The organism is Streptomyces sp. ISL-43, from assembly GCF_018614195.1.
Taxonomy (GTDB): domain Bacteria; phylum Actinomycetota; class Actinomycetes; order Streptomycetales; family Streptomycetaceae; genus Streptomyces.
In genome coordinates this window covers 90133-114411 of the sequence record NZ_JAGGOT010000001.1, presented here as the reverse complement: position 1 = coordinate 114411, position 24279 = coordinate 90133, and the positions used below count along the sequence as shown (strand labels likewise).

At 70.8% G+C, this 24279-nt stretch carries 21 protein-coding genes, 1 tRNA gene and 1 other RNA gene; 18 read left to right on the top strand and 5 right to left on the bottom strand.

All coding sequences use genetic code 11. The features are described from left to right. Nucleotides 1-25 precede the first annotated feature (25 nt). The 11 genes from J7F03_RS00545 to J7F03_RS00495 all read left to right on the top strand — a co-directional run bounded on the left by J7F03_RS00545 (nucleotide 26) and on the right by J7F03_RS00495 (nucleotide 9226). The gene (locus J7F03_RS00545; RefSeq protein ID WP_214946600.1) at nucleotides 26-754 is read left to right on the top strand and encodes a TOMM precursor leader peptide-binding protein; all 729 of its coding nucleotides are present in this window, start codon (nucleotides 26-28) and stop codon (nucleotides 752-754) included. A 9-nt stretch (nucleotides 755-763) separates the two neighbouring features. Continuing rightward, nucleotides 764-2473 (top strand): nitroreductase family protein, encoded by a 1710-nt coding sequence (locus tag J7F03_RS00540; RefSeq protein ID WP_214946599.1) that lies wholly within the window; start codon nucleotides 764-766, stop codon nucleotides 2471-2473. A gap of 2 nt (nucleotides 2474-2475) precedes the next feature. After that, entirely contained in the window at nucleotides 2476-3249 is a 774-nt protein-coding gene (locus tag J7F03_RS00535) for a nitroreductase family protein (RefSeq protein ID WP_214946598.1), read from the top strand. A gap of 75 nt (nucleotides 3250-3324) precedes the next feature. Then, complete coding sequence (locus tag J7F03_RS00530) at nucleotides 3325-3498, top strand: thiocillin family RiPP (protein ID WP_308378857.1); 174 nt, start codon at nucleotides 3325-3327, stop codon at nucleotides 3496-3498. Between the two features lie 43 nt (nucleotides 3499-3541). Further along, the gene (locus J7F03_RS00525; protein WP_214946596.1) at nucleotides 3542-3718 is read left to right on the top strand and encodes a thiocillin family RiPP; all 177 of its coding nucleotides are present in this window, start codon (nucleotides 3542-3544) and stop codon (nucleotides 3716-3718) included. A 56-nt stretch (nucleotides 3719-3774) separates the two neighbouring features. Further along, nucleotides 3775-3951, top strand: coding sequence for a thiocillin family RiPP (locus J7F03_RS00520; RefSeq protein WP_214946595.1), 177 nt, complete (start codon nucleotides 3775-3777; stop codon nucleotides 3949-3951). A 56-nt stretch (nucleotides 3952-4007) separates the two neighbouring features. Next, nucleotides 4008-4211, top strand: a complete 204-nt coding sequence (locus J7F03_RS41840) for a thiocillin family RiPP (RefSeq protein WP_214946594.1) — start codon at nucleotides 4008-4010, stop codon at nucleotides 4209-4211. A 165-nt stretch (nucleotides 4212-4376) separates the two neighbouring features. Continuing rightward, nucleotides 4377-5555 (top strand): PqqD family peptide modification chaperone, encoded by a 1179-nt coding sequence (locus tag J7F03_RS00510; protein WP_214946593.1) that lies wholly within the window; start codon nucleotides 4377-4379, stop codon nucleotides 5553-5555. Beyond that, on the top strand, nucleotides 5552-8038 hold the full coding sequence (locus tag J7F03_RS00505; protein ID WP_214946592.1) for a lantibiotic dehydratase family protein: 2487 nt from the start codon (nucleotides 5552-5554) through the stop codon (nucleotides 8036-8038). Before J7F03_RS00510 ends, J7F03_RS00505 begins: the two co-directional genes overlap by 4 nt. 2 nt (nucleotides 8039-8040) lie before the next feature. Continuing rightward, nucleotides 8041-8979 carry a thiopeptide-type bacteriocin biosynthesis protein gene (locus J7F03_RS00500; RefSeq protein ID WP_214946591.1) on the top strand — a complete coding sequence of 313 codons (939 nt, stop codon included), beginning with the start codon at nucleotides 8041-8043 and terminating at the stop codon, nucleotides 8977-8979. A 49-nt stretch (nucleotides 8980-9028) separates the two neighbouring features. Beyond that, nucleotides 9029-9226, top strand: coding sequence for a hypothetical protein (locus J7F03_RS00495; protein WP_214946590.1), 198 nt, complete (start codon nucleotides 9029-9031; stop codon nucleotides 9224-9226). A 543-nt stretch (nucleotides 9227-9769) separates the two neighbouring features. Here J7F03_RS00495 and J7F03_RS00490 read toward each other — a convergent pair. From J7F03_RS00490 to J7F03_RS00475, 4 genes are all read right to left on the bottom strand, one after another. Then, nucleotides 9770-9973: a hypothetical protein gene (locus J7F03_RS00490; protein WP_214946589.1), complete on the bottom strand. Its 204-nt coding sequence runs from the start codon at nucleotides 9971-9973 to the stop codon at nucleotides 9770-9772. Next, nucleotides 9970-11250, bottom strand: coding sequence for a cysteine--tRNA ligase (gene cysS / locus J7F03_RS00485; protein ID WP_214946588.1), 1281 nt, complete (start codon nucleotides 11248-11250; stop codon nucleotides 9970-9972). Before cysS ends, J7F03_RS00490 begins: the two co-directional genes overlap by 4 nt. Nucleotides 11251-11345: 95 nt before the next feature. After that, complete coding sequence (locus tag J7F03_RS00480) at nucleotides 11346-12329, bottom strand: hypothetical protein (RefSeq protein WP_214946587.1); 984 nt, start codon at nucleotides 12327-12329, stop codon at nucleotides 11346-11348. Nucleotides 12330-12341: 12 nt separating this feature from the next. Then, on the bottom strand, nucleotides 12342-13352 hold the full coding sequence (locus tag J7F03_RS00475) for a sugar-transfer associated ATP-grasp domain-containing protein (RefSeq protein WP_214946586.1): 1011 nt from the start codon (nucleotides 13350-13352) through the stop codon (nucleotides 12342-12344). A 46-nt stretch (nucleotides 13353-13398) separates the two neighbouring features. Here J7F03_RS00475 and J7F03_RS00470 point away from each other — a divergent pair, with 46 nt between their 5' ends. From J7F03_RS00470 to J7F03_RS00460, 3 genes are all read left to right on the top strand, one after another. Further along, nucleotides 13399-14100 carry a hypothetical protein gene (locus J7F03_RS00470; protein ID WP_251071199.1) on the top strand — a complete coding sequence of 234 codons (702 nt, stop codon included), beginning with the start codon at nucleotides 13399-13401 and terminating at the stop codon, nucleotides 14098-14100. Nucleotides 14101-15236: 1136 nt separating this feature from the next. After that, a complete protein-coding gene (locus tag J7F03_RS00465) occupies nucleotides 15237-16766 on the top strand; it encodes a SpoIIE family protein phosphatase (protein WP_374104248.1) in 1530 nt (509 codons plus the stop codon). 141 nt (nucleotides 16767-16907) lie between these two features. Beyond that, the gene (locus J7F03_RS00460; protein WP_251071197.1) at nucleotides 16908-17852 is read left to right on the top strand and encodes a hypothetical protein; all 945 of its coding nucleotides are present in this window, start codon (nucleotides 16908-16910) and stop codon (nucleotides 17850-17852) included. Between the two features lie 424 nt (nucleotides 17853-18276). Here the strand turns inward: J7F03_RS00460 and J7F03_RS00455 are convergent. Beyond that, a tRNA-Ser gene (locus J7F03_RS00455) sits at nucleotides 18277-18361 on the bottom strand. A 107-nt stretch (nucleotides 18362-18468) separates the two neighbouring features. Between J7F03_RS00455 and ffs the strand changes: the two genes are divergently transcribed. The 4 genes from ffs (at nucleotide 18469) to J7F03_RS00435 (ending at nucleotide 24190) form a co-directional block, all read left to right on the top strand. Then, nucleotides 18469-18567, top strand: an RNA gene (ffs, locus tag J7F03_RS00450) — signal recognition particle sRNA small type. 175 nt (nucleotides 18568-18742) lie between these two features. Continuing rightward, nucleotides 18743-20968 (top strand): DNA polymerase III subunit gamma and tau, encoded by a 2226-nt coding sequence (locus tag J7F03_RS00445; RefSeq protein WP_214946585.1) that lies wholly within the window; start codon nucleotides 18743-18745, stop codon nucleotides 20966-20968. 60 nt (nucleotides 20969-21028) lie between these two features. Further along, entirely contained in the window at nucleotides 21029-22282 is a 1254-nt protein-coding gene (gene purD / locus J7F03_RS00440) for a phosphoribosylamine--glycine ligase (RefSeq protein WP_214946584.1), read from the top strand. Between the two features lie 300 nt (nucleotides 22283-22582). Further along, a complete protein-coding gene (locus tag J7F03_RS00435; RefSeq protein ID WP_214946583.1) occupies nucleotides 22583-24190 on the top strand; it encodes a hypothetical protein in 1608 nt (535 codons plus the stop codon). The last annotated feature ends 89 nt before the right edge of the window (nucleotides 24191-24279 follow it).

Here is a 24279-nt window from a genome sequence, read left to right as displayed (position 1 = left end):
CACGCCTCCTGGAGATGAACCAGTCATGACGAAGGTGCATGTTCTCGCCGTCGGCGAGTTCGGCGAAGCCGTCGCGGAGCGCATGCTCCGCCACCACGACGCGATCGAGGTCACCGCCGGGCAGGATGCCGCCGACCTCGCATTCCCGGCACGCTGGCCCGTGGCCGACATCCGGGTGCTGGTCTCCTGGCGGGAGGTCCCGGCGCTCGCGGAGGTGCTCGACGCACAGTCCGCCGACTGGGGAACCCCCTGGTTCGCGGTAGTCAACGAGCACCCGAGGCTGCGCGTCGGCCCCGTGGTGGTGCCCGGGGAAGGAGCCTGCTACCGGTGCTTCCGAGGCCGCCGTGCCCAGCACGAACAGGGCAGCACACTGACGGCGGCCCTCCACGCCCACTACGACGCGCACCCCACCGCCGGCCCGGGAGGATTCCTGCCCCAGCACACCGCGATGGCCGCCGGCGCGGCCCTGCAGCTGCTACACGGAATGGAGCGCGACGGGGGCTGCCACGACGCCGGCAGCGTACGCCACTGGCATCTGCTGGAGCAGCACATCAGCCACGCCCGGGTCGTGGGCGTCCACGGCTGCGACCGCTGCCGCCCCCGCAGTGGCCAGGAGCGCCCCAGCTGGGAGGCCCTGGCCCAGGACCTCTCCGGCCTGCTGCCTCCCGCCGACGCGGATTCCCGTACGGCCGACCGCTCGCGGCCGGCCGGAACCGAGCGTGAGGACGCGCCCGCGCTCCTCGCCCGTGACTGAGGAAAGACCATGGTCGACAGCAAACTGCTCTCCGCCCGGGACATGCACCGGGCGGTGGTGACGGACCCGCAGTTCCGGGTCCCGCGACGGCCCGCGCTGTGCCGCGGGCTGGTCACGGTGCCGCTCCCGGACGGCATCCTCGTCGAGGGAGCCGCAGGCCGCCAGGTGCTCCGCGGCGCCGCGACCCGCGAGCTGATCCCGAAGCTCCTTCCGCTCTTCGACGGGACGCGCGAGGTGTCCGCCGTCGCGGCGGCCGCCGACGTCCGCGTCGAGCACGTCGAACAGGCGCGGGCTCTGCTCTACACCTGCGGGCTGCTCGAAGAAGGCGCGCCGCAGGACCCGGACGCGACGGCCGATGGCGCCGGGAGTTTCGACGGGGACGGGCCGGTCGCGAGGTACCTGTCGCGGAACCTGGACTCCACCCGCGTGAACATCAGCGCCTTCGAGGCGGCCCGCCGGCTCACCCGGGCAAGGGTCGCCGTGGCGGGGGACGGCCCGATCTGCGCACTGGTGCGCGACGAGCTTGCCGCTGTGGGTGTCGCTGCGGACGTATGGGCGTCGCCCGAGCCGTCCGGCGACGCTCAGCTGGATCTGGTGGTGGCGATCGGCGGAAGCGACACTGGCGCCGAGGACATGAGCCAGATCGGCTCCTGGTGCGCGGAGCACGCTGTTCCCCTGCTGCCCGTCCATGTCACCGGCCCGACGCTTGACGTCGGTCCCTACATCGACGAGTCCTTCACCCTGTCGTTCGGGGAAGCGGAGCGGCAGCGCACGCCTGCGCCGCCCTCGGACGAACGGCCGACCGGCGAGCACCCGGAACCACTCGTCCTGGCCGCGCTGATCGTCAGCCACGCCACCGCACTGATAGCCCGGGTCGGATCGACACCCGTCCTGCGCGGCCGGGTGCGCACCGACCTCGTCACCTGGCAGCAGTCGGTCCACGTGACGGCACCCGTACCGGAGCGGACCGACGGCGGTTCGACGCTCGCCCAGGGCGGGGTGCCGCTGGCGGTCGCCTTCGAGACGTCGGTCGCGTTCCCCCCGCGCCGCCTGCTCAATCCCCGTGATCACCAAATGCACTACAAGCCGGGGAACATCGTCCTGCAGAGGGAGAGCAAGCAGTGGCCGAGCGCGTTGACGGTGGCGCTGCCCGGCACGGGTACCGCCCCGCTCACCCCGCTGCGCGACGGCTCCGCTCCCCTCGTCTCCCGCGTCGATCTCGGCCATCTGACCTCGGTCCTGCTGCGCGGCGCCGGCCTGCGGCAGGACCCTGCGCCGGCCAAGGACATCCAGCGTTGGGCTCCTACCGGAGGCAACCTGGGGTCGGTCCAACTCCACGCGCTGGTACGGGACGTCGAGGGGCTGCCCAGCGGCGTGTGGGGGTACGAGACGGCCGGCCACCGGATGGCCCTGCTCTCCGAGCGGAACGGCGAACCCGCCGTGGCAGGGGGCCAGGACGCCCCGGTGACGATCGTCCTCACCGGCGCGCTGGCCCGGGTCGCGTCCAAGTACTCCGCGTTCGCCTGGCGCGTCGTCCACCTCGACGCGGGCGTGGCACTGGCGCAGATGTGCCACGTCGCGAGCTCACTGGGCCTGCGGGCACAACCACTCGACCGGTGGGACGACCTGGGCCTGGCCGAAGTCCTCGACCTCGACCTGGAGTCGGAACCGATCACCGGAGTGCTGACACTTCACCCCTCCGTCGCGAAGGAGTCCTGACCATGACGCCGCGTCCGGCAACCTGGCAGCGCCCCGAACCCCTGTCCGGCCCGCTCGACTACAACGACGTGATGCGGGAACTCCAAGTGCGCAGCCGTCTTGACCAAGCGGCCGTGCGGCGCTACAACGACGCGCCCGATCCGGCACTCGCGACCCCATCCCTCGAGGCCGACGCCCCGGGCGTGCCGGTGACACCGGCCGCCGCCGGAGCCCGGCCGCTGGACGAGCTGCTCAGGGACCGCGTCGCCGTACGGACGTACGCGCCGGCCCCGGTGACCGCTGACGAGCTGGCCGCCGTACTGAACCAGGCGCAGTCGTTCGACAGCCTCAGCTGGCCTGACCACCATGCGGGCGGCCCGCTCGGCTTCCTGGTCGCCGCGCGCAATGTGACCGGGCTCCCCACCGGGCTCTATGGATATGAACCCGAGCTCGGGGAGTTCTCCCGGCTCGCGGATCTCCCCGAGGGCGAAGCCGCCGAAAGCATGGTCCTCCAGATGGAGTTCGCTTGGGCCCCGGCCATCGTGCTGGTCTGCGGCTCCCTCGCGGCCTCCCTGGACCGCCACGGCGAGCACGGCCACCGCCTGCTCATGGCCCGAGCGGGAGCGGCCGCCCACACCGCCTGGCTCGCCGCCCTGGACCAGGGCCTGGTGGGCAGCATCTTCGCCGGCTTCCTCTCGTCTGCCCTCAAGCCGCTGCTGGGGCTCGACGGCTACCGCACGGCACAGCTGCTGGCGTTCGCCGTGGGCCGCCCGCCGCTCGACGGCCCGGCTGCCTGAGCCCTCAAGGGCCCCACAGACTCCGCGCCCAGTCGGGGCGCGGCCGACCCGAACCACCACGACAAGGAGTTTTTGGTGCATCACGAGGACATTGCCATCGACCTGTTCGCCGAGGACATCTCGCTCACGGTCGATGCGCTGCCCACCGATTCTTCGCTGGCGTCCGTCTCCACCGTCGGCTCGATGGGCTGCCTGTCCTGCCCGGGATCGACCGCGATGTGTGCCGGTACCGCCAGCTCGCGGGGCTGACACCACACTTCCCGATCACTTCGACCGACCAAGGGAATCCGATATGCGCGACCACGACGGCCTGGACCTCTTCGCCGAGGATCTGGCCTCCGACCTGACCGCAGAGGTCCTCGACGACGCCGCCCTGCTCGGCACGTGGGGCTCGGCGGGCACCTTCACCAGCGCCTCCTGCCCGGCGTCCACGGCATCGACGAGCGCCAGCGCCTCTTCCGCCGGCTAGCCGACGGCAGAGGGCACACCGCACCGCATCACCTCTATCACCCAGGAGAGAAGCACATGGAAAGCACCGCGCACCTCGACCTGTTCGCCGAGGACTTCGCCGAGGGCCTTCAGGTCGAGCAGCTGAGCGACACCGCCTCCCTCGCGAGCTGGACCTCCAGCAGCAGCGTCGGTTCGTACAGCTGCCCCGCGTCCACCGCGTCGACTGCCTCCACGGGGTCCTGCAGCAACTGATCGGTCCATTCTTCCGGAGCGCACCGCCTCCGGTTTCCACCAGGAAGGAACACACCGTGTCGCACACCACCACGGCCCCCGCGTCGACGGATCCCACCGCGGACCTCTTCGCCCTCGACCTCACCGCCGAGGATCTGACGATCGAGCCCCTCAGCAAGACGGCGCTGCTCGGAACCTCCGGCAGCTTCGCCTGCGCCGGCAGCGGCAGCTGCCCGGCCTCCTCGGTCAGCTCGGCCGGCAGCTGGTCCTCGGCAGGCTGAGTCGGCGCGGCTTCACGGCCAAAGCCGCAGCAGGCAGCCAATCCCCGGCCTGGCCTGCGCCATGACCGAGTCATCGATCGCCGGCTGATCGGCCCCGCGGGGTCGGCAATGTGCAAGATTGCCGACCCCGCGGGGTCTCAGCCCAGTATCCCCTCAGGAGGTCCCATGCGATCCGTCGCCATGTCCGTGCGGCGTAGGAAGCCCCCGGCCGACGCCGTGGACGCGCCGGGCGAGGTCGAGGCGCCCGATGACACGGCGTGGCTCGGCACCGAACCACTCGCCTTGAAAGGCACCGTGGAACTGCTGGAAGGGATCGACGGCCGGCCGCTGCTCTTCGACAGCTCGAGCGGCCGGTATGTGGCGGTCTCGAAGGCGGGCACCGTCGTCCTTTCGCTGCTCGACGACGCGCCGACCGCCGATGATGTGATCCGCAGGGTTATCGCGTCCTCGTCCGGCGATCCCCAGCGGATCGAGGCGGCCGTGACACGCTTCTTCCACGAGCTGCGGCAGGCCGGCGTCCTTACGATGGCACCGCAGGACGAGTCCCGCCGCCAGCGCCTCATGAGCTGGTCCCTGCGCGAACGAATGCCCCGGTTGCCGCTGACCCGTTCCGTCCACGTCCTTCTCGACCCCGTCGCACGACTGCTGCGGGTGTTTCCGTCCTCGGCCGTGGTCGCCTCCTGGCTCGTCCTGGTGGCCGCCGCCCTCTCCACCGCCGGTTACGCCGTCGCCGCCGAGGGCCTGCCGTCGTACACGTCCTGGTCCTGGCTCGCGATCCCCCTGCTGATGCTGCAGATCGCGGTCCACGAGCTGGGCCACGCCCTGGTCTGCCAGTACCTGCGGGTGCCCGTGCGCGAAGCCGGCATCACCCTCATGCTCTACGTCATGCCGGTGGCGTACGTGGACCGCACCGACGCCTACCGGGTGCGCTCCCGGGCCCCCCGTGTCCTCATCGCGCTCGCCGGTCCCATGAGCGACGCCGTATGGGCCGGAGTCGCGGGCCTGCTGCTCCTCACCGCCGACGGGCCGGTGCACGATGTCGCGGGCGCGCTGCTCCAGCTCCAGCTTCTGCTGATGCTGGTCAACCTGAACCCGCTGCTGCCCTCGGACGGCTACCACGCGCTCGAGTCCACGATGGGCTCGGTCAACGTACGCGGCCGCTCCTTCGCCTACCTCGCCCACCTGGTGACGCGGACCCCGCTGCCCAGCAACCTCGCCGCCACCGGCCGGGCCAAGCGCTTCGGCTACCTGGCCTTCGGCACGCTGTGCCTCGCCTACGGCGTGGTCCTGGTCGGTTTCGTGCTCCGCTCCTGGTGGGGCGTGATCGAGGCGGTGATCGCATGATGACCCCGTTCGTGTCGCCGTTCACCGTCCACCGGGTCAACGGGCTCCCCGTAGAGGCGCTCGACCTGGAGATGCCGCAGACGGACGCCTCGCTGCGTCTCGAAACCGAACTGGAGCAGCAGCTCGACGACGTGTCGGCGAAGCTGTCGGACGCACTCCACGCGCTGGTGCCGACGCTCGACGAGACGCCGGCGCTGCGCCGCAAGGTCCTGAACCTGCGCCGCGCCATGCACAACCGGAGGCTGAAGGCCTTCGACGCTGTGGAGGACGTCGCCGCACTCCTCGACCCGGTGGACCGGGCCCGACTGGACTCCTGGCTCACCACCGCCGGCCGCCTCACCCGGCAGTACACCGAGACTGAGGCGCGCTACGAGGCCGAAGCGGAGCGGGCGACCCGCCGGCTCCGCGAGATCCTCGAAGAGCCCCGGCTGGCCCAGGGGCTCGCCCTTGCCAACCGGCATGTGCTCCTGTACCTGTCGTCCGATCCGCTGACGCCGCGCAGCAAGGCCGCGCGCTCCGTCCTCGGGTACGTCACGCGGGCCGCCCTGAAGACGAGCCCGTTCTCGCATCTGACGGCGCTCGCCCTCGACGGGATGCCCGCCGACGGTTCGGGGCACACCTACGTCGCGCAGCAGCACGTACGGTCCTGGCTCGACGCGCTCGCCCGGGACCACCGCTTCGCGCCGGTCCTGGAGGTCGAGCCGAACGACTCGGTCCGATACAGCGGCGGCGCTCCCCGGCTGCTCATCCCCTCGTACAACAACAGCGGGGAGGGAGGATCCACCGCCTGGCGGACCGACACCCTCACCGACGCCTCCGCGTACGCACCGCTGCTTCGGCAGATCTGCTCGTGGCCCCGGATGTCCGTGGCCGAGTGCCTGGAGCTGATCGGCGGCGCCGACCCCTTCGCCGCCTACGTGAGGCTGCTCGACACCGGCTGGCTCCGGCTGGTGCTGCCCTGGCGGCCCGACGACGCGCGGCCGCTCACCGTACTGGCGGACAGGCTGCGGCAGTTGGACGGCGTTGACGTGCGCGCCACCGCCCGACTCCTGTCCGAACTGGAGCAGGAGACCGCGCAGCTGAGCGGGCTGCCCGGCGCGGACCGGGCGCGGAACGTGGAGCGCCTCGCAGCCCTGACCCGGCCCGACGACGCGGGCTCGCCCCGCCCGGCCGCCCCGTTCGCCGTTTACGAGGACGCGACGTCCGACGTACGGGTGGACCTCCCGGTGTCCGAGGTCAGTGCGGATATCGCCGAGCTGGGTGCCCTCATCCGGCCGTACATCTTCCGTTCGCACCTGTACGACTGGCTCTGCGAGGAGTTCACGGTACGTTACGGCGCAGGCGGGCGGTGCGACGACGTACTCGACTTCCTCTGGGACGTGGCGGCGGATCCCGCCCACGACCAGAAGTTCGCCCGGGCACTGACCCTGGACCACCGGACCATGGGCGGCCCCACGGACCGGGCCTGGCTGCCGGTCTCGGCCAGCAGCGCGCCACCGACGACGGCGGTGCTGTACCAGGTCGCGGCGGCGTCGGCCGACGAGATTCGCGCCGGGCGACACCGGGTCGTGATCAACCAGTACAACCCCGGTATGGGCGGCCTCGTCGCACGGTTCCGGCACCTTCTCGATGCCCCCGGCCCCGCGGCCCCCGGCGACGGCGGCCTGACCCCGCGGCTGAGGGACTGGATCTGTGCCGCGTACCCCGACGCCACCCCGCGTCAGCTCACCCTGTCCGGTGACGTGAACGGCATGCACCGGGTCGCCGACGCGATCCTGCCGGGCCGACTCGACTGGCCGGGCGAACCCGGTGCGTCCGGCGTGCCGCGAGCGCCGTTCACCGGGATCGCCGTGCACCACAGCACGGTGGACGACACCCTGTCGCTCACCGGACCGGACGGCCTGCCGGTGGCGCCCGTCTACCTGGGCGTCGTGCCGCTGCACCTCATACCGGGCGTGTCCAGGCTGCTGCTGTGCCTCGCCGACCCCTGGGTCAACGGCTCCCGGCAACGCTGCACCCGGAGCCCGCTGGACACGGCGCCCGCGCCCGCACCCGACGAGATGCAGGTCATCCCGCCGGTCGAACACGGCCGCCTGGTGCTGGGCAGGCGTACCTGGCGCTGCGCCCCGGGGCTCATTCCCCGACCGGAACAGGGCGAGAACGCCGTCGCCTTCCACCGGCGCGTGCACAGATGGCGCCTGGAACACGGGATGCCGGACCAGGTGTTCCTGTCCGTGGAGTCGGCCGTGCCGATGGGCGACCAGTCCGCCGCCAAGCCCGCGTGGCTGTCCTTCCGCAGTCCGCACGCCGTGTGGGCTGCGCTCAGCCGGATCGGCGGAGCGGACAGCGCGGCGATCCGGTTCGCGGAGATGTCACCGAAGCCCGACGAGTTCTGGGTCCGCGACGGGCGCGGGCTGACCCGGGCCGCCGAGCATGTGTCACTGCTGCGCTGGGACCGGCCGGTCCGGAAGGAAGGAAGGTGACGGTGAACGACGTACGAGCACTCGACGAGCCGGGCTGGTGGTATGTACGGCTCTACCCGGGCGGACTGGACCAGCTCGACAGGGCAGTCGTCGACGTACTGCGCCCCCTGGTCACCTGGGCCGTGGAGCAGGGCGCCGACCGGTGGTTCCACATCCAGTACACCGACTGGCGGGGTCCACATCTACGGCTGCGGATCCACGGCCCACGCGTGTTGCTCGACGCGCTGCACCAGCGCCTGCCGGAGCTGGCCGCGCAGTGTGCCGCACTGGGCCGGGAGCGCGCCGAGCAGCGGTTCTCCCTCTTCGACCTCGACTTCCGGCCTTTCGGCGGGCGGTACGCGGGGGCCGATGTCGCGGTGTACGAGCCGGAATACGGCAAGTACGGCGGCCCAGACGGTACGCGGCTTGCCGAAGCGGTCTTCCAGGAGTCGAGCGACCTGGCCCTGTGGGCAGCGGACTTCCGGCGCTCGCCGGATCGGGCCGCACTGGCGACACTGCTGATGGAGGCTGCCGTCCGCTCGCTGGACCACCTCGGCGAGGCAGCCGCAGACGTACCGCTCGACGCCGCGCACTTCTGGGCCCGGCACCTGCATTGGTGGACACGGGACGCGGGCCCTGAGGCCGGGGAACTGCAGTCGCGACTGCGCGACGAAGCGGCGCTGGACCGCTGGGGCATCGGCCCTCGTGCGGCCGAACTCGCGGCGGACACGTCGGTGACGGCACAGCTCGCATCGTGGACCGCGACGCTCACCGCCCACCTGCGCGAGGCGGCCGCTGCCGGGATCCCGCGCACCACGGGACACCTGTTGTTCCATCAGGTGCACATGATGACGAACCGGCTTGGCGTTCTCCCCCGGGAGGAGGCCTTGCTGGGGGTGATCGCCGCGCAGGGACTTAGCGATCCCCTCACCGTCAACCGCGCACTTCTGGCCACAAGATGATGTTTCGGCATCGCCCATGGCCGATCATGGATGCACCATGCAGCAAGAGATGATTGAGGTTGAGATGCAGCAGACCCCGAAGTCCGGCCGCTCCCGCACGGTCGCCCTTGCGGCGCTCGCCGCGGCGATCGCCGCGGCCGCCGGCGGCGCCCTCGGAACCGATGCCACGCTGCGAGGGATATGCGTCGTACTCGCGGTCATCCTGGTCACGGTGTCGGCAGTCTCCTTCAAGGCCGCAAAGGAATGAGGCCACCCACGGCATGAGCCCGGAGAAACCCCAGGGTCCGACCCTGGGGCTTCTTCAAGGGCGGGGCGGCACCGTCGGTTGCCAGGCGCTGAGCGACACGGTTGACTTGGCAGTAGGCTGGCAGGCCTCGGCGGATAGCCGCGCACCCGGATAAGTTGGATGCGGAACCCTCCGGTATCCCCGACGAGTTCGGTGCGCGGTACGCGGCCTGCACCTTGGGAGTGGCTGCGGATCAAACGGTCGCATCGATCTTGGCCGCTTCGTGTGAGTTAGCTGTGGAAGCCAGGTCCGGACTCCCGGCAGCACCGGGAACACCAGCCGAGTGCACCTGGTCTCACCGTCCGGAGGCGCGTCAGCAGCGTGCCCACCAGCGGAACTCCACTCGCTTCCACGCACGGTGTCGTGCGCCCACCCGTGCGGAGTCCTCCGCATGTCTGCCCAGCCGACCCTGGCCGCACTTCGAAGCTTCTGTTGGCGGTAACGGAAGGGTAGGCGGGGCCGCAGGGACGGTCGGCGCGGTCAAGGCCGTTGCCCAACCCTTGATCACCTTGATCTGACCAGCGACTTCCGGACTGCTTCGGTCAGCAAGGCGGCGCGCATCTCGCTCTTGCGCAGCGATTCGTCGATGAGGCCCTGGTATGTACGCGGGCGGGCGGTCTGGTTCTTTACGTGGTCCATCAGCGCTCCGCAGAGGCTGAGGGGTATCGCGCTCTCTACGACGAGCGGTAAGCGGTTCTTCCAGGTCATGAGGTGGGCTCCTTCCACCAACGGGTGCCTTCGGGCGAGTCCTCGAGGATCACGCCCTGCTGGGTGAGCTGGTCTCGGATCGCGTCGGCCTCGGCGAACTTCTTCGCCGCGCGGAGCCGGTCGCGTTCCTTCACGAGTTCGTCGACGGCGGCGTCGCTCTGGGCGGAGCCGGGGATGTCGAAGGTTCCGAAGAGGTTGTTCACGTCCTCGATCAGCCGCAGAGCGGCCGGGCCGGCCGGCTCCTCCATGCGGTTCTGCTCGCGGATGTACTGGAACAGGACGGCGAGGGCGCCGGGGGTGTCGAAGTCGTCGTCCAGGCGCTCACGCATCTCCTTCCCGGCATCGGCGGCGCGTGCGGCGTTCGCCTGGCTGTCCGTGTGCGCGGGGTCGATGGTCCGGGCGAAGTTCTCGATCCGGCGGCGTGCCCCTCGGGCCTGCTCCAGCGTGGAGTCGTTCAGCTCCATGGAGGATCGGTAGTGCTGGGAGAGGAACGCGTGGCGCAGGGTGCGGAAGTCCGTCCGGGCGAGAGCGTCGCGGATCGTGAGGAAGTTCCCCGTGCTCTTCGACATCTTCTCGCCGTCGACGCGCAGCAGACCGGTGTGCATCCAGTACCGGGCCAGGGGCTCGATGCCGGAGGCGGCTTCCATCTGGGCCACCTCGGCTTCGTGGTGCGGGAAGATGAGGTCGACGGCCCCGCCGTGCAGGTCGTACGAGGGCCCGAAGAACGTCTCCGTGATCGCGGTGTCCTCGATGTGCCAGCCCGGCCGGCCCTGGCCCAGCTCGGTCTCCCAGAACGGCTCGCCGTCCTTGCGGCCCTTCCACAAGGCGAAGTCGCCGGTGTTGCGCTTCTTCGAGTTATCGTCGATCCGCGACACCGAGTCCTCGGGGCGCAGGTCGGTGCGACCGGAGAGCTTGCCGTAGGCGGGGAACGAGGCCAGGTCGAAGTACCAGCCGTCGTCGAGCTTGTAGGCGTGGCCTCGGTCGATCAGCCGCTTGATCTGGTCCACGATCGCGTCGATGTGGTCGTGGGCCCGCGCGTGGACGTCGACGCGGGTGTTCCCCAGCGCGGCCATGTCCTCCAGGTACTGCTTCTCGAAGAGCGCCGCGATCTCCTCCGGCGGGACGCCCTCCTCCGCCGACCGCCGGATGATCTTGTCGTCGACGTCGGTGATGTTCTGGAGGTAGGTGACCTTGTACCCGCTCGCCTCCAGGTACCGGGCGATGAAGTCGAACTGCGTGTACGTCTTCGCGTGCCCGACGTGGCTGGGGCCGTACACGGTGGGTCAGCACACGAACATCCGCACCTCGGCCTCCCGCTCGGGGCGGAACTCCTCCGACTGGCCGGTGAGCGTGTTGTGGACCTTGATCGACATCATGCCTCCTGTGTAAGCGGATCACGCAGCGTACTGACGCCCGGACATAAGCGTCTAACTGGTACCGCCGGGCCCGCCGAAGGGAACGAGACGCGGGGCCGGCAGGGTGGCGAAGACCGCTGCCTCGTCCCCGAGCAGGTGGTGGTTGGCCTGCTGGTACGCCTTCCGCACGGCCGCGATCGCGCCGGGGCTCGGTCCATCCCGGCGGACAGGCAGAACTCCCCCAGGGCCTCGCACCGCCGCTCCAGGTCGACCATCGACAGCGGGTCGCACTGCTGGGCCTCGATCAGCAGGTTCTCCTGCTCGCCGCTGATCAGACCGAGCGCACCGAGGGAGTACAGCTTCCACTTCATGTTCGGCAGCAGCCGACCCGAGCGGGCGTACATCCAGTCCACGACCTCGTCCAGCGCCCCCGACAGGACGAAGTGACCCGTGGGCACGCCGACCCGCCGCGCCATGCGCAGCGGGATCTCACGCACGTCCCAGGTGATCCGGTTGTACAGCCGGTGGGTCTCGCCCTCCAGCCGTTCAAGCTGCTCCCGCGTCTTGTGGGAGATCAGCGCCTCGAAGGCGTTCTCGCGGTCGAACAGCGGCTCGCCCTTGTTCCCGTAGGCGTCGCACTTGTCGCTGTTCCACGTCGTGCGCGGGTCGGCCTCGTACTGGAAGAGGAGCTGGTGGACGTTGATCTCCATGAGCCCCCAGGGCACGGGCAGGTGGAAGCTGAACTCCGGGACCCAGGCGGGGAGCCGGTCACGGACCAGGGCGTACGTGTCCGCCGACCGCGGCCTCCACTCGTCGTCCTTGATCGGGACGTCGAGGACGACGGCCAGGTCGAAGTCGGAGTCAGTGCTGAACCGCGTAACGTTGCGCGGCGCGACGGCCGAGGAGGAAAGGACGTACAGCGCCTGGACGTCGGGCATCGTTTTGAGCGTGTTGAGCAGGCCCCCGGCCGCGGCACGGGCCTGCATTTTGAGGTTTTCCACGAGAACTCCTGGTCAGATGATCGGGCGATCCATCACGGAGCGGAGCGCGGGGACGAGCTCCAGCGCGACACCGCCGTGGGTGCGCTGGATGTGTCCGAGGGAAGGGCTGCTGTTGCCCTCGATGACCACGGGTCCCTCGGGCGTGAGAGCGATGTCCCAGCCGATGAAGGGAACCTGCGGGAACAGGCGGGCGGCGCGGGCGGCCAGCTCCTGGACCTCCGTCATGCGGGAGATCCGGTGGTCGGCAAAGGGCACCGAACTGACCTCGTGGCGGGTGTGGGCGGTCAGGTACCGGTCGTAGCCGTGGCGGTCGAGTCTTCCGTCGGGGTGGACTCGGATCTGCATGCCGCCGGCGGCCGAGTTGTCCGTGGTGCTCTCTGTGCCACCGAGTTTCAACATCACGTACAGGACCTCGGCGGCGCCTTCACGCAGCAGGGTGATCACGCGGAATGTGTTGAGGGCGTACGGGTTCAACACGTCCAGGTCGGGATGCTGGGGCATGTGCTGCTCCACCAGCCACGTGCCCCACTGCTGCGCGTAGGCCGGCAGGTCGAAGCCGTCCTCGCCAGGGCGCACGATCACCACGCCGGATCCGCCGCTGGAGTAGCGGGAGGGCTTCACCACCACGCGCCCGAAGCCGGAGACGCGATCGAGGACGTCCGGCAGCGACACCGCCTCGCCGTCGGACGTCACACCCGCGCGGTGGTCGCCGCTCGCGATCAGGGCGGGCTGCGGGATTCCGGCCGAGGCGAGGATCTTCTTGCAGGACGTCTTGTCGTCCAGGTCGATCGTGTCCCGGTTCACGCGAGGCAGGAGCCGGTGGAACAGGGCCGTCTCCTGCAAGTAGCAGCAGGCTCGTTCGGCGGACACCTCGCGCCGGTATCCGGCGTAGCGGAAGTAGTGGAAGGGCAGGCAGTACCACCGCGCGGAGACCTTCACCAGGTCCCCCGCGATACGGACCATGCTCTTCCGGTCCTCGTCGCGCAGCATCGCGGGGACGTGCTCACTCCGGAGCTGCCGCACCTGGTAGGGGAGAAACCGCGCGCCGGACACGCGGGGAAGAACCCGGGTGCGGAACCACTCCTCGGTCGGCGTTCCGGACGCGGTCGTCGACGCCATCATGGGCTGGGAACCCGGCAAGTCCGCCCGGATGCGCCGCCGCTACCAACACCTCACCAGTCGCGTCCTGAAGGACACTGCTGACAAGGTCGGCGGCCTCCTGTGGGGTACGGAGCAAGGGCCAGAAGAAGGTGTTGCTGGCGCGGGTCAGAGCCCTGTCCCCGCCGAGCTGATGATCCACGTAGCCCGCCTCGGCGAGCGGCGGATTGCCTTCCTCCACCGCGAGCACGCCGACGAGGTCGTCGCACGGTGGAGCGAGGACTGGCCTGATCACGCCACCGAGGTGGAAGTGTGGGACCGCTGGCGCCGGGAGCACCAGGGCCCCGGCGGCGCAAGCGTCCTTCGCGATCAGATGCCGGAGCGCTCCGTGGTCTTCCACGGCCGAGCCCTGTTCCTGCCCGGTGGGGAACGCGTGGTGACCGCACTTCCCGAACTGTGGTCGGTGCCGGCCTGGGACTTCGAGACCGACGTCTACACCGACCGCGCCTCGGCCTGGCGCACGGCGCGACGCCCCGGTTCGGGCCAGGAGGTCGAGGCGCAGGTGCGAGGCACGGACAAGGCGGCCGTTGAGGCGGCCTTCGTAGAGGCGTGTGCTCAGGCCGTGGACCGTGCGCGGAACCCGGGGAAGTACGGCGATACCGACGAGTGGTAGATGAACCGCCGAAGGGCCTACGGAGGGATGGGTCGCATTGCGCGTCGCCGGGTGGGGCGGTCCCGTGCCGCCTCACCTGAGCGCCATAAAGAGACCCACAAGTGACGCTCCGAGGGTCATCGTGCCCGCAAAGGCGATAGCCCCTCGGCTGAGCGAGGCGGGCACAGTGTGGCCGTCCCAGCGAGCGAGGGCGACCGCTGCACCTGCTGCTCCCATGGCCAGCAGGCTGATGAACAGGAGTGTGGCGAGGAGCAGGCTGGCGTGAGTGAGGTACATAGGTGTCTCCGATCTCGCGCTACGCGGGTCTCTCTTGTGTGCGAGAACACGATCCGGCTGCGTTGCGCCTCGTGGGACCGCTTGGATGTTGTTCCGGCGACAATGACGGTTTGTCGCGGAACAATTGGGGGGTTGCGGTGGGGGCAAGGCCGAAGCGTCCAGGACGTCCCTGGTCGGCACCCAAGGGGGCCAGTGTTGAAGCCAACGCACTGGTGCACACGATTCGGTCGTGGATCGATGAAGCCGGACTGAGCGTTCGCGAGGTTCATGGGCGTTTGACCCTTGACCACTTCGAGACCGGGAACGTGCCGGATCTTCGCCGGTTACGCGTACACCTGTCAGGCGAGGACTTGAACTGGGACGTGGTGGAGGCAGTCGCCGACGTGTGCTTCCCGGAGGAGCCAAGCGAGCAGGCGCAGCGACGGGTGCGCACCGTGCGGGCCCTGTGGGACAAGGCGCATACCTCCCCCACTTCGGTTGGCTTGGATGGGCAGGCGATTGTTTCGCCCCGCGAACTGATTGAGGAGAAGGAGCGAACGATCCAGGTTTATAGGGACCTTGTTCGAGCGCGCCAGGCATACGAGACGAGTGAGCAGGGGCGCGAACAAGCCCTCAAGATCGCTTCGATGCTGTTCCTCGTCCTGGGGCAGGCGCAGGCCAAGGTTGCGGAGCTGTCGCGGCGTATCGATGCCCTCACGAGTGCGAGCACGCCCTTCCAGGACCGGATGCAGGCGCTTCAGCCGCAGCTTGAACGTGCTCGAGGGCAGGAGGTGCGCCTGAATGCTCAGCTTGAGCGTGCCGTGCGGCAACGTGACGAGGCCCAGCGCATCGCGGACCTCGCTGCCCGCCGCGTACAGGCGCTGGAGGCGTACCTGCTGGAGATCGGCCAACGACCGTACTCCAGCGAGGCTGGGGAGCTTCCAGCCGTTCCCTCCGGCGCCCTTGACCAACGCGGTCTGGGCGAGGAAAGCGCTCTTGATCAAATCGACGAGATCCTCGCGCGGACAGGCGATGCATTGGATCGTGAAGAGGAGGCTGTCCAGGACGCCGCAGACGAACTCGGTGTTGCTTCTGACGGCACCGGTGATGAGCGCGTGATCCCGGGGGAGGTGCTGCCAAAGCCCGGAACGCTCGAAGCCCATCCTTCTGGGTTGTCCCGAACAACTCCGCACAACCCAGATGAGCAGGGAGAACCTACGGAGCTTGGGGAACGCGTCACCCGCTCGGAAGAGATCGTTGCGGAGCTACAGGAGCGGCTGGCGTCTGTCGAGAATGACCGACGTGCCACCGCTGTCAATCTCCAGCGGTCCCTCCTGCCACAGGAGCTGGAGCAGCCCGACGACTTGAGGATTGCGGCTGCCTATCGACCGGGCAGCACCGAGGTCGCCACTGGTGGCGACTGGTACGACGTCATCACTCTGGGCGCTGGCCGCACGGTCTTCGTCGTGGGCGACGTGTTGGGCGGCTATGGGGTCCGCGCCGCCGCCGTCATGGGCCAACTGCGCGCCGGCGTTCGGGCGTATGCCCGCCTGGACCTGCCGCCGCACGAGGTCCTCCAGCTCCTCGATGGTCTCGCCGTCGAGATCGCGGCCAGCCAGATCGCTACCTGCGTGTACGCCGTCTACGACCCGAACGAGGGACAGCTCGTCTACGCCTCCGCCGGTCATCTCCCGATCCTCGTCCGCGACGAAGCCGGCATTGTGCACCGGGCCTTCGAACCCACTGGTCCACCCTTGGGCACTGGAGACTGGCTTCACGCGTCTGGAGCCATCCCCCTCAGCCCCGGCTCTACCGCTGTTCTCTATACCGATGGCTTGGTCAAACGCCGCCACGTGGACATCGACGAAGGCGTCGCTACATTGCAGACTGCCCTCAGCAGTGCGCAGGGCACTTCCACTGCCATCTGCGACCGTCTCATGGGTGCCCTCGGCGTCGAGCCAGACGATGACGACGACACCGCTGTGATGGTCCTGCAGAACCCCGTCCGCACGGGTGCGGAGGCTGATCTGTTCCGTAACGCCGCCCTGGAACTCCTCGGGGGAACGGAAGCAGCACCCCGAGCCAGGGCGTTTGCTCGGGGCGTCCTGGCCTCGTGGGATCTCCCAGCGGACATGTGCGATCTCGGCGTCCTGGCCGCCAGCGAACTGGTGGCCAATGCTCTCCAGCACGGCAGCCCGCCCATGTGGCTCCGGCTGCGCCGTACTGACCGCCGCTTGGTCGTCGAAGTGACTGACGGGGACGATCACCTTCCCCGTCGGCGGCAGTCAGGGCCAGCCGATGAGACCGGCCGTGGCATTTCGGTTATCGCGGCGGTTGCTTCTGCCTGGGGATCGCGTCGAACCCCAGGCGGTGGCAAGGCCGTCTGGTGCGAATTTCTCTTTGGCGCGTAGAAAGCTGGAGCGGGAGGGGTCTCGTAGCCGAGCTGCATGGGCCCTCCGCTCTGCTGAGACGGCGAACTTCTTTGGCGCTGAGTCGAGTTCGAGCCTTTATGCGCCCTGTCGTGTGTCAGTAGTCCCTCCTATCGTGGATGGATGGCCAATGGCGTGTGGCATACCAAATACGGCATTGCGATCAACCTGACGCAGCCAGACCTGGGGGTCCGCGGCTACCCCGGTCTGCTCGAAGAGATCATGACCAGCGTGTCGGAGCGGAACCCCCAGCTGCTGGAGTGCCTCGCGCACAAGGCCGGCAAGCCGTGCGCGTCCGAGGCGGGTGGGAAGTCCCCGTGGATGTTCATCCGGCGGGCTCGCGTCGGTGGCCGCTCACCGCTGGTTGCCGCTCACCTGCCGATCACGCACAAGCCGACGCCGGCGGAGAGCGATCAGCACAAGGCCACCAAGGAGCGGGTCGTCGAGACCGCCGAGGGGTACGGGCTGGCCGCAGACGCCGAGGTGGGTATGCCCAACCGGCGCGGCGTTACCGATGCTGTGGTTACTGGGCCTTCTGGAATCCAGATCGGCTGGGAGATCCAGTACTCCCCGCTCAGCCCCAGCAGCGTCCACCGGCGGTCGGTCAACGCCATGGAGCACGACATCACACCGCTGTGGGTCGCCAAGGACGACACGGCGGCCCTGATCGACCGAGCACCCTGGGCCCGGGTCGACGACATGTCCTGGCGGGAGATCGCCGACGGCAGCGAGATGGTCATCCGCGGCGGGTACCGGCACCTACAGGTCTGGCGCTGTCTGTCGAGCAGCGCGCTCCACTGTCCCGACAACGGCGGCACGGGCCATTGCGGCGCGGTCCACGCCGAGTGGTTCCTCCCGGCGGCTCTGCGACCCGCCCAAGCCTCCCGTCCGGATCGAGGACCTGATCCTGACCAGCGCCACCGGCGACAGCGTGCCGGTCTTCGTGCCGAGCCGTGGCGGCGGTCGGGCCGGCCGCCACATGTGGGTTCCCCGCACCGACTGTCGGACCTGGCGGGAGCTGACCGGTCAGTGGGATCCCCTGCCCAAGGTCCAGGAGCAGGAAGCTGACGACGAGATCACCTTCTCCGAGCAGGAGATCGATCGTTCCTGCCAGGCCGGCGAGGAAGGGTGGTTTCGGAGCGACCCCAGGCCGGTCAGGGATCTTGGGCAGCCCACGGGCGGCTTCACCCTCGCCCGCATGCCGGCCCATCGGAAGCGGCGTGCGACGTGGATCACACAAGTCGAGCGGTCCGCCGCAGCAGCCACCCTGGGATGTCCTCCGTGGGAGGTCGGTCCGTGCATCGGCTGCGGGCAGCTGATGCGCCGGTACGGGCCCAACGCGGCGATGGCCTGTGACGCCTGCCGGGGCCTCGGTCATCCCAAGGCAGCGAGGGGCGTAGATCGGGAACTGCAACCAGAACTGCAACCACGGAACGACGAAGGACCCGGCCGCGATGCGGTCGGGTCCTTCGTTTGCCCTGGTGGGCGAGTGCGGAGGATACGAGATTCGAACTCGTGAGGGGTTGCCCCCAACACGCTTTCCAAGCGTGCGCCCTAGGCCACTAGGCGAATCCTCCGCCGCAAACAATACAAGACGTTGGGGGGTGCTCGCGAACGTGATCGTCGGGCGGTGACCTCGCAGGGGTCCGGCTCGATTCCTGGGGGCTTCATCCGCTAGGGTGGGGCCAGCCCCTCACGTGGCGCTATCTCACCCAACTCCCCCAGGGCCGGAAGGCAGCAAGGGTAAGTGGGCTCTGGCGGGTGCGTGGGGGGCGCTTTGCGTTCCAGGACTGCTCGGGACGGGCCGGGGACCGGCCTTCGGCGAGGCGCCGGGCGCGGTCGGACCGGGGTGAGCGCGCTCGGACCGGGGTGTGCGCGGGCGCGCCGGGCCGGGTGGAGACAGGCCCGGCGGGGTCTGCGGGCCACTGTTGTCGGCGGGCCCGGATAACCTCGTAGACGTGTCGTCCCTTGCGCTGTACCGCCGCTACCGCCCCGAGTCGTTCTCCGAGGTCATCGGGCAGGAGCATGTCACTGCCCCGCTGATGCAGGCCCTGCGCAACAACCGGGTCAATCACGCGTACCTGTTCAGTGGTCCGCGAGGCTGCGGCAAGACCACCAGCGCGCGCATCCTCGCCCGGTGCCTGAACTGTGAGCAAGGCCCCACGCCGACCCCCTGCGGGGAGTGCCAGTCCTGCCAGGACCTCGCGCGCAACGGGCCGGGTTCCATCGACGTCATCGAGATCGACGCGGCCTCGCACGGTGGTGTGGACGACGCCCGTGACCTGCGCGAGAAGGCCTTCTTCGGCCCCGCCTCCAGCCGGTACAAGATCTACATCATCGACGAGGCGCACATGGTCACCCCGGCGGGCTTCAACGCCCTGCTGAAGGTGGTCGAGGAGCCGCCGGAGCACCTCAAGTTCATCTTCGCCACGACCGAGCCGGAGAAGGTCATCGGGACCATCCGGTCCAGGACGCACCACTATCCGTTCCGGCTCGTGCCCCCCGGCACCCTGCGGGACTACCTCGGCGAGGTCTGCGACCGCGAGGGCGCCCACATCGAGGACGGCGTGCTGCCGCTCGTCGTGCGCGCCGGCGCCGGATCCGTCCGTGACTCCATGTCCGTCATGGACCAGCTGCTGGCCGGCGCCGCCGACCAGGGTGTGACGTACGCCATGGCCACCTCGCTCCTCGGGTACACGGACGGCACCCTGCTCGACGCCGTCGTCGACGCCTTCGCCGCCGGGGACGGGGCCGCCGCGTTCGAGATCGTCGACCGGGTGGTGGAGGGCGGCAACGACCCGCGCCGCTTCGTCGCCGACCTGCTGGAGCGGCTGCGCGACCTGGTGATCCTGGCCGCCGTGCCGGACGCCGGGGAGAAGGGGCTCATCGACGCCCCCGCCGACATCGTCCAGCGGATGCAGGACCAGGCCTCCGTGTTCGGGGCCGCCGAGCTGTCCCGGGCCGCCGACCTGGTCAACACCGGGCTCACGGAGATGCGTGGCGCGACGTCGCCCCGGCTCCAGCTGGAGCTGATCTGCGCCCGCGTGCTGCTGCCCGCAGCCTTCGACGACGAGCGCTCCGTCCAGGCGCGGCTCGACCGGCTGGAGCGCGGCGGAGCGGCCGCCGCCGCGGCCTCCTTCGCCCCCGCCCCCGCCATGGGATACGTACCCGGCCCGGAGGCGCACGCCATGGCCCCCGCGGTCGTACGGGCTCCCGCGCAGCCCGCGCCCGCCCCGGCCCCCGTGGCTCCGCCCGAGCCGATGGCCCCGGCCGCCGCCCCGGCCCATGCCCCGGCCCCGCCGGCCGCGCAGCCCGCCGCCGCGGCCGCCCCCGCCGCCGCGCAGCCCGCCGCCGCGCCCGGCGCGTGGCCCGGAGCCGCGCAGCCCGGCGGCGGATCCGCCCCCGGCGCCTGGCCGGGAGCCGCCACCCCCGGCGCCCCCGCGGCCCCGCCCGCTCCGCCCGCCCAGGCCCAGGCCCCCGCCGCCGGAGCCTGGCCCGGTGCTTCCGCGCCCGCCGCCCCGGCACCCCAGGCGGCCCCCGCCCACGCGCCCGCGCCCGTACCGGCCGCCGCCGCTCCGTCGCCCGGCATGGCCGCCGGCGCCGGGCAGATCCAGGCGATGTGGCCGGCCGTCCTGGAAGCCGTCAAGAACCGCCGCCGCTTCACCTGGATCCTGCTGAGCCAGAACGCCCAGGTCGCCGGCTTCGACGGCACCACCCTCCAGCTCGGCTTCCCCAACGCCGGCGCCCGCGACAACTTCGCGAGCAGCGGCAGCGAGGACGTGCTCAAGGCGGTCCTCGCCGAGCAGTTCCAGGTCACGTGGAAGATCGAGGCCGTGGTCGGCGGGGGCGGACAGCCCGCAGGGCCCGTGTCCGCCTCCTCCTACGGAGCTCCGCCCGCTCCCGCCTACAACCCGCAGCCGGTCCAGCAGGCCCCGGCCCCGTCGCAGCAGTCGCAGCAGCAGTCACAGCAGTCACACCAACAGCAGCAGCCGCCGCAGCAGTCGTACCAGCAGCAGCCCCATCAGCAGCAGCCGCCCGCCCACCAGGCGCCCCCGCCGGTCGCCCCCGAGGACGACGTCCCGGAGGACGACGACCCCGACCTCGTCGACAGCGCGCTGAGCGGACACGAGCTGATCGTGCGCGAGCTCGGAGCCACCGTTGTAGAGGAATACACGAACGACTAGAGGGTCCGATTTGGGTGCCCGCACGAAGGGGACCCCCGGGCGCGGGCTAGGCTGCACGACGTGAAGGTCCTCGTCATCGGCGGCGGCGCCCGCGAACATGCCCTGTGCCGCTCTCTGTCCCTCGATCCCGACGTCAACGCGCTGTACTGCGCCCCAGGCAACGCCGGCATCGCCGAGGTGGCCGAGCTCCGCCCCGTCGACGCCCTCGACGGCGAAGCCGTCGCCCGCCTCGCCACCGAGCTCCGCGCCGACCTGGTCGTCGTCGGCCCGGAGGCCCCGCTCGTCGCCGGCGTCGCCGACGCCGTGCGCGCGGCCGGCATCCCCGTCTTCGGCCCGTCCGGCGAGGCGGCCCAGCTGGAGGGCTCCAAGGCCTTCGCCAAGGACGTGATGGCCGGGGCCGGCGTCCCGACGGCACGCAGCTACGTATGCGCCACCCCGGAAGAGGTGGACGCGGCCCTCGACGCCTTCGGCGCCCCGTACGTGGTCAAGGACGACGGCCTCGCCGCCGGCAAGGGCGTCGTGGTCACCGACGACCGGGCGGCCGCCCGCGCCCACGCGCTCGGCTGCGACCGCGTCGTCATCGAGGAGTTCCTCGACGGCCCCGAGGTCTCCCTCTTCGCCATCACCGACGGCGTCACCGTGCTGCCGCTCCAGCCCGCGCAGGACTTCAAGCGCGCGCTCGACGGCGACGAGGGCCCGAACACCGGCGGCATGGGCGCCTACTCCCCGCTCCCCTGGGCCGACCCGAAGCTCGTCGACGAGGTCATGGCGAGCGTCCTGCAGCCGACCGTGGACGAGCTGCGCCACCGCGGCACCCCCTTCTCCGGGCTGCTCTACGCGGGCCTCGCGATGACCTCGCGCGGTGTGCGGGTCATCGAGTTCAACGCCCGCTTCGGCGACCCCGAGACCCAGGTGGTCCTGGCCCGGCTGCGCACCCCGCTCGCGGGCGTGCTGCTGAACTCCGCCAACGGCACCCTGGACGCCCAGCCCCCGCTCAGCTGGAGCGAGGACGCGGCCGTCACCGTCGTCATCGCCTCCCACAACTACCCGGAGACCCCGCGCACCGGGGACCCCATCGAGGGGCTGGCCGAGGTGGCCGAGCAGGACGCCCCGAACGCCTACGTGCTGCACGCCGGTACCCGGCGCGAGGGCGACGCGGTCGTCAGCGCGGGCGGTCGCGTGCTGTCGGTGACGGCGACCGGTTCCGATCTGGCGCAGGCTCGGACAAGGGCGTATAAGGCCGTCGCGCGAATCGGGCTCGACGGCTCGCAGTACCGCACGGACATCGCGGCCAAGGCGGCGGAAGGCCGCTGAGCAGCGGGATTCCACGGACGCGGGCCCGGTACGCACTCGGTGCGACCGGGCCCGCGCGCATGCTCGCGTGCGAGTGCCTCCAGCCCCGTTCGAGCGCACCCAGCTTTACCCAAAGCCATTCCATCGGGTGATCGTCACCCCGTCTGCCTGACGTCTGCTCCCGCCCCAACTATGGTGCGGCGCAAGCATTCCGGTCCTCATTCCGGCACATGGCCCACCGGCATTGCGATGTCAGGGGCGGGTGTCACAGTGGGGGAGTGAGCAAAGCCGCCGCAGGGCAGAGGGGGGTGAGGTCCGGCCGTGTCCGGAACCGGTTCGATCGCTGAAGTGGGCACGCCGTCCGCGCGTTCCCGCGCTTTGGCCGTGCTGCGTGTGCGCAGCAGGGCCCTGGCCGCCGTGCTGCTGCCCGCCGCCCTCGCGGTGGTCCTGGTGAGTGCCCGGATGACGGGCCGCCTCGCCGGTGACCCCTGGCCGGCGGTGACCCTCACCGTGTGCGCGGTCGCCGCGCTCGTCCTCCTCGTCGGCGGGATCTTCGCCGCCGTCGTGCTGCGGGCGAGCCCCGCCATGACGCCGACGGTCCCGCTGTCCGAGGACGCCGCCCCCGATCTCTACCGGCTCGTGCGGGACCTGGCGGACCGGATGGACGTCCCGGCGCCCTCCGCGATAGCCCTGACGCCCGACTGCGACAGCTGGCTGGAGGACCGCACGCACGCGGCCCACCGCCGAGCCCGCACGCGCATATCGGCCGGAGCCGCCGGACCCGCCGGGTCTCCCGGCCAGGAGACGGAGCCCGGCGCCGCCCCCGTGCTGGTGATCGGCTCGCCGTTCCTGTGGTGGATGCGCGTCGCGGAGCTCCGCGCCGTGCTCGCGCCCGTCGTCGCCGGTACGGGCCCCTCCGCGCACCCGGACATAGCCGACGCGCGCGGATTCGTACGGGGCCTCGACGCCGCCGTGGACGTGGGCAACGGTCGTTTCCTCGGCTGGATCGCCGCCCCCGCCCGGCTGCTGCTGCGGCTGTGCCGGCTGGACGCCGCCGAGATGGAGCGCGGGGTCGCCGCCGCAGCGTCGGACCGTGCACAGGGTGTGGACTACGGGCTGCGCATCGTCGCCCAGGAACAGGTCGGTTTGGCGTACGCCGGCTGGGACCGGCTGCTGACCCGCGTCGCGCTGCCCGCCTGGCGGATGGGCCGCTGGCCCGCCCGCCTCGACGCGGGGGTCGTCTCCGCGCTGACCGAGCTGTCCCGGCGCGACCGACTGGCCGACGGGTTCACCTCCCGGCTGGGCGAGCGCCCGGCGTGCGATCTGCTGGAGCGGCCCGGAGCCGTGGACGAGGCCGCCTCGCTGCTGGCCGCGCGGCTGTTCCACGGCGGGCCGGCCGAGGCCGGTCCGGACTGGTCGCCGGTGGACTGGGCGGCCTATCCGGAGGAAGTCGTCGACCGCAAGTGGCGTACGGAGGCCGCCCGGCTGCTCGCCGCGCTGGACGCGCTGTCCGCGCCCGCCGCTTCCACCGTGGAGCGGGTGCTGTCGTACCTCACGGACGGTGATGGAGAGGCGCTGGCCGGCTGGCTGAGCGCGGACGTCGCGCGGGATGCCGCACCGGCCGCCGCGCACGCCGGGGCGCGGGGCGCCGACGCGCTGCCGCTGTTCCCGCTGGAGGCGCCGCGCAGCGGGCGGGACCTGCTGACGGACCACGTGGTGGCGCTGGTGTGCTGCGCGGCGGTGGATTCCGCCGGGGCCGCGCCCGGGCTGGACTGGCTGGACGGTCCGGTGCTGCTGGTCGGGGGCGCGCGGCGGGCGGACCTCGCGCCGCGGGTGCTGTCGCTGGTGGAGGACGGTGACTCCGGTCCCCTGCGGGACTGGCTCGCGGAAGTGGGAGTACGCCCGGAGAAGCCGGTCCGGCTGGTGTAGCGGCAGCTGTCGCGACGGGTGTGGCGGCATCGGCCGCGCCGGCCCGGGCCGGCGCAACTCTTTGACCGCTGAACTTTTCGCGACGAAGG

What these genes read in the sequence shown, in the direction of transcription:
- J7F03_RS00545 (WP_214946600.1), top strand. Translation starts at nt 26, where the DNA reads ATGACGAAGGTGCATGTTCTCGCCGTCGGCGAGTTCGGCGAAGCCGTC.
- J7F03_RS00540 (WP_214946599.1), top strand. Translation starts at nt 764, where the DNA reads ATGGTCGACAGCAAACTGCTCTCCGCCCGGGACATGCACCGGGCGGTG.
- J7F03_RS00535 (WP_214946598.1), top strand. Translation starts at nt 2,476, where the DNA reads ATGACGCCGCGTCCGGCAACCTGGCAGCGCCCCGAACCCCTGTCCGGC.
- J7F03_RS00525 (WP_214946596.1), top strand. Translation starts at nt 3,542, where the DNA reads ATGCGCGACCACGACGGCCTGGACCTCTTCGCCGAGGATCTGGCCTCC.
- J7F03_RS00520 (WP_214946595.1), top strand. Translation starts at nt 3,775, where the DNA reads ATGGAAAGCACCGCGCACCTCGACCTGTTCGCCGAGGACTTCGCCGAG.
- J7F03_RS00510 (WP_214946593.1), top strand. Translation starts at nt 4,377, where the DNA reads ATGCGATCCGTCGCCATGTCCGTGCGGCGTAGGAAGCCCCCGGCCGAC.
- J7F03_RS00505 (WP_214946592.1), top strand. Translation starts at nt 5,552, where the DNA reads ATGATGACCCCGTTCGTGTCGCCGTTCACCGTCCACCGGGTCAACGGG.
- J7F03_RS00495 (WP_214946590.1), top strand. Translation starts at nt 9,029, where the DNA reads ATGATTGAGGTTGAGATGCAGCAGACCCCGAAGTCCGGCCGCTCCCGC.
- J7F03_RS00490 (WP_214946589.1), bottom strand. Translation starts at nt 9,973, where the DNA reads ATGACCTGGAAGAACCGCTTACCGCTCGTCGTAGAGAGCGCGATACCC.
- J7F03_RS00460 (WP_251071197.1), top strand. Translation starts at nt 16,908, where the DNA reads ATGGCCAATGGCGTGTGGCATACCAAATACGGCATTGCGATCAACCTG.